5 protein-coding genes and 1 riboswitch are annotated in these 4,486 nt (G+C 78.6%); all 5 genes read left to right on the top strand.

Annotated features, from left to right (window positions below; genetic code table 11):
• A partial coding sequence (locus IDM29_RS15190; protein ID WP_375372424.1) for a nitrilase-related carbon-nitrogen hydrolase occupies positions 1–869 on the top strand: 869 nt, incomplete at its 5' end.
• Between the two features lie 62 nt (positions 870–931).
• Positions 932–1,051, top strand: a riboswitch (TPP riboswitch).
• A 70-nt stretch (positions 1,052–1,121) separates the two neighbouring features.
• A complete protein-coding gene (locus IDM29_RS15185; protein ID WP_182113294.1) occupies positions 1,122–1,832 on the top strand; it encodes a YkoF family thiamine/hydroxymethylpyrimidine-binding protein in 711 nt (236 codons plus the stop codon).
• Positions 1,829–2,464, top strand: a complete 636-nt coding sequence (locus IDM29_RS15180; protein ID WP_182113295.1) for an ECF transporter S component — start codon at positions 1,829–1,831, stop codon at positions 2,462–2,464. Before IDM29_RS15185 ends, IDM29_RS15180 begins: the two co-directional genes overlap by 4 nt.
• Positions 2,461–3,936 (top strand): ABC transporter ATP-binding protein, encoded by a 1,476-nt coding sequence (locus IDM29_RS15175; RefSeq protein ID WP_182113296.1) that lies wholly within the window; start codon positions 2,461–2,463, stop codon positions 3,934–3,936. Before IDM29_RS15180 ends, IDM29_RS15175 begins: the two co-directional genes overlap by 4 nt.
• Positions 3,933–4,486: energy-coupling factor transporter transmembrane protein EcfT (locus tag IDM29_RS15170; protein ID WP_188037728.1), on the top strand; the 554-nt coding region annotated here is incomplete at its 3' end. The genes IDM29_RS15175 and IDM29_RS15170, both read left to right, overlap by 4 nt.

Below are 4,486 nucleotides of genomic sequence, written 5' to 3'. Positions count from 1 at the left end.
ACCCCCGTGGCGGTCGCCGGCGTGCCGAGGCGCCCGTGATCCGGGTGCACGCCGTCGCGTTGCGGTCGGACCCGGACCGGCCCACGGCGGCCGCTGCCGCGGTGGCGGCCGTGGAGCGCGCCGCCGACGACGGCGCGGCGCTCGTGGTGCTGCCCGAGTACGCCGTCGCCTTCGACCCGCGCGGGGTGGGGTCCGACCAGGCCGAGCCGCTCGACGGGCCCTTCGTCGCCGGGTTGGCGCGCGCCGCGGCGCGCACCGGGGTGGTGGTCGTCGCCGGCACGGTGCTGCCGGGCTCCCGGCCGGAGCGTGCCGTCAACGCCGTGGTGGCGCTGGGCGCGGACGGGGTCCTGGGTGTCTACCGCAAGGTGCACCTCTACGACGCGTTCGGCCACCGCGAGTCCGAGCGGCTCGAGCCGGGCGACCCGGCTGCGGCGCCGCTCGTCGTGCCCGTCGGTGACCTGCGGGTCGGGGTCCTCACGTGCTACGACCTGCGGTTCCCGGAGAGCGCGCGGCTGCTCGTGGACGCGGGCGCGACGGTGCTCGCCGTGCCGGCCGCGTGGGCCGCCGGGGAGCACAAGGCCGACCACTGGGCCACGTTGCTGCGCGCACGGGCGATCGAGAACACCGCCTACGTCGTGGGCGCGACGCAGCGGGGGCCAGGCGTCGTCGGCGGGCCGGCGGTCGTGGACCCCGACGGCGTCGTGCTGGCCGGCGACCCCGGGCGGGTGGCGGCCGACGACCGCGGCCGGGACGCCGACGACGGGCCGGAGGTCGCCGCCGCCGAGCTCGACGCCGGCGTCGTCGCGCGCGTGCGGGAGCGCAACCCCTCGCTGCGGAACCGGCGCTACCGCGTCGTCCCCGGGGACTGACCGGCGGTCCACGGCGCGGGCCGACCCTTGACACGCGCCGACCCCTCGGCGAGGGTCGGCGGGACAAGCCCCCGGGGAGCGCGTACGCGCTGAGAGTGTGGTCGGACCGCAAGGTCGAGCCACTGACCCGTGGAACCTGACCCGGTTCGCACCGGCGTAGGGAGATGGGCGAGGTGCCGCTGCGGCGGTCGCGACCGGCGACGCCGTGCCGCGCGCTCACCGGGGGCGCCGTGCGCGCACTCAGGAGGCACCATGCCGACCACCCGGACCACCGCACCGACGAGCACCGCACCGACGAGCACCGCACCGACGACCACGGCACCGACGACGAGCGGCGACGTGCCCGACCACGTCCGGGCGGGCGTGGGCCTGCGCCTCACGCTCCTGCCCGCGGCCGACGACGTCGTGCCCCCGATCCTCGGCGCGCTCGCGGCGGCGGCGCTCGAGGTCCCGGGTCTCGAGGTCGCCACCGACGACGTCTCGACGCTGGTCCGCGGACCGGAGCAGGACCTCGCCCGGTACCTCGTCGCCGTGCTCACCTCGGCCGTGGCGGCGACGCCGAGCGGCCACGTCGTGGCCGTGGTGCACCTGTCGCGCGGCTGCCCGGGCGAGCTGGACCGCGTCGCCGGCGAGACCGGGTGCGCCGTCGCGGGTGACCTGCCCGGTGTCGCACCCGTGAGCCTGCCGGCCACCGGCCTGCGCGCGGCGGCCCACTGGGCGCTCTACCCGCTGGGGGTCCCCGACGCGATGGGGCCCATCGAGCGGGCGATCGCGCGCGCCGGGGACGCGGGCACGCTCGCCCGCCCGGAGCACTTCGTGACGCGCCTGGAGGGCGACCTCGCCGACGTGCTGGCGACCGTCGTCGACACGTGGGCCGCCGTCGGCGGCGAGGTGCGGCACGTCGTGAGCCACGCGACCGTGAGCCTGGGCAGCCCGTCCGCCGCGACGGCGGCCGGCCGGTGAGCCCGCGGACCGCGCCCGGCCGCGCCGCGTGGGCGCTGCGGGACATCGTCGTGCTCGCCGTGCTGGCCGCCGTCTTCGGGTTCCTGTACTGGGCGCTGGTCCAGGCGTGGGGCGGCCTGCAGGTCGCCATGGGGCCCCTCGGCGACCTGGCGCAGAACGCGCTCATGGGTGGCTGGATCGTCGTCGCGCCGCTGGCCGTCTTCGTCGTGCGTCGTCCGGGTGCGGGGATCGCCGCCGAGATCGGCGCCGCGTTCGTCGAGTTCGCCTTCCTCGGCTCCCCGGCCGGCCCGACCCTGCTCATCGCGGGGCTCGTCCAGGGCGGCGGCGCGGAGCTGGCCTTCGCCGTGACGCGCTACCGACGCTTCGGGTGGCCGACGTTCCTCGCCTCCGGGCTGACCGCGGTGACGGCGAGCTTCCTGTGGGCCGGCACGACGGCGGACTGGTGGCACCAGGACCACCTCGTCCTGCGCGTGGTCCTGCAGCTGCTCAGCGGGCTGCTGCTCACCGGCGTCCTCGCCAAGGTCCTCGCCGAGGGGCTCCTGCGCACGGGCGTCCTCGACAACTTCCCCGCCGGTCGGGACCGTTGGGACGAGCCGGCGGCCGACGCCGACGCGGCGCCGGCGCGCGCGTGAGCGTCGTCCGCCTGCGCGGGGTGCGGGTGCGGTTCCCGGGTCGGGCCCGGCCGGGCCTGGACGGCGTTGACCTCGATGTCGAGGCGGGGGAGCGCGTCCTGCTGACGGGGCCCTCGGGCTGCGGCAAGTCGACGCTGCTGGCGGTGCTCACCGGCGTCGTACCGCAGGCGGTCGCGGCCCGCGTCGGCGGCGACGTCGCCGTGCTCGGCAGGGACCCCCGCTCGACGCCGGTCCCCACGCATGCGCTCGACGTCGGCTGGCTCGGCCAGGACCCGGCCTCCGGGACGTGCCTGCCGACCGTCGACGCCGAGGTGGCCCTGCCGCTGGAGAACCGCGGCGTCCCGGCCGGCGAGATCCGCGCCCGGGTCCGGCGCGCGCTGGAGGACGTCGGGGCCGCGCACCTCGCGGGACGCCGCACGGCGCGCCTGAGCGGGGGAGAGCAGCAGCGGGTCGCGCTCGCGGCGGTGCTGGCGGGCGACCCGCGGCTCCTCCTGCTCGACGAGCCGACGTCGATGCTCGATCCGGTCGGGGCCGCGCGCGTCCACGCCGCGCTCGCGCGGCAGGGTGGGCGCACGACGCTCCTGGCGGCACACCGGCGGTCCTCGGGGGCGTGGCTGCCGACCCGCGAGGTCGGGTTCGACGGGTCCGGCCGGGTCCGGTCGGGCGGTGCCGTCCGCGACACGGTGCCGCCCGCGCCGGTGCGCACCGAGCGGGACCGGGGGCGGCCCGGTCCCGCCGTCGTCCGGCTGCGGGGGGCCGGCTGGCACCAGGGCGGCCGGCTGGTGGTGCGGGACGTCGACCTGGACCTGCGGGCCGGCCAGGTCACCGCGGTCGTGGGCTGCAACGGCAGCGGCAAGTCCTCGCTGCTCCTCGGCCTCGCGGGCTTCCTCCCCGGCGTCGGCGACGTCGTCGGCACGGGGGCGGCGCCGCCCGCGCTCGTGCTCCAGCGGCCCGAGCACCAGCTGCTCACCCGGACGGTGGCCGCGGAGGTGGCGTACGGCCTCCGGGACCGGCGCGCGGGTCGGGCCGGGTGGCTCGCGGGTCGCGCGTCCGCCGAGCGTGCCGTCGCGGACGAGGCCCGGGACGGCGTCGTGCGCGAGGCGTTGGCCACCTTCGGGCTGGACGGCCTCGCCGGCGCCGACCCGTTCCGGCTTTCTGGCGGGCAGCAGCGGCGGCTGACGATCGCGGCGATGGCCGTGCTCGACCGGCCCGTGCTGCTGCTGGACGAGCCGACGTGCGGCCTGGACGACCTCCAGGCCGCACACGTCGTCGCGCTGGTCGACGCGCGGGCCGCGCGCGGGACCGCCGTCGTGCTGGCGACGCACGACCTGGCGCTCGCGCGCCGCGTCGCCGACCAGGTCGTGGTGCTGCGCGACGGCGACGTGGTGGCGGCGGGCCCGGCCGACCTGCTCGACGACGACGCGCTCCTGGCGGGTGCCGGGCTCCTCGTCCACGCCGGCGCCGGCGCATGACCTCGGCCGCGGCACGTCCCGCCGCGCCCGCGGGCTGGCTCGCGGGCTGCGACCCGACGGTCCTGCTGGGCGTGGTCGTCGCGCTGCCCGTGGTGCTCGGGCGCACCTTCGACGCCCGGCCGCTCGCGGTGCTCTGGGTGCTGGCGCTCGTGGCCGCCGCGAGCCTCGCGCGCGTGCCGGCGCGGCGCCTCGTCGCCTCCCAGCTCGCGTTCGTCTGGTTCGGCCTGAGCCTGCTCGCGGTCAACGCGGTGTCGCGCGACGGCGAGGTGCTCGCCTCGTGGGCCGGGCTCGAGGTGACCGACCACGGTCTGGCGGTGGGTGCGGCGCTCGCCGTCCGCACCCTGCTCGTGGGCGCGGGCGCCGTGGCCTTCTGGCACGCCACGGACCCCGAGCGGCTCCTGGGTTCGCTGCACCAGGTGGCCCGCCTGCCGGTGCGCGTGAGCTGCGCGATGCTGGCGGCGTACCGGCTGCTGGACGACCTGCCGGCGGAGTGGGCGACCGTGCGCCGGGGTCAGGCGGCCCGTGACCCGCACCGCGTGCGGGACGGCCG

It is taken from the genome of Actinotalea sp. JY-7885 (genome assembly GCF_014525465.1).
Classification (GTDB): domain Bacteria; phylum Actinomycetota; class Actinomycetes; order Actinomycetales; family Cellulomonadaceae; genus Actinotalea.
Note: the sequence above shows the minus strand (reverse complement) of the source record. Positions and strands in the feature narration are given on the sequence as shown.

Coding starts and splice junctions, on each gene's coding strand:
- IDM29_RS15185 (WP_182113294.1), top strand. CDS start 1,122: ATGCCGACCACCCGGACCACCGCACCGACGAGCACCGCACCGACGAGC.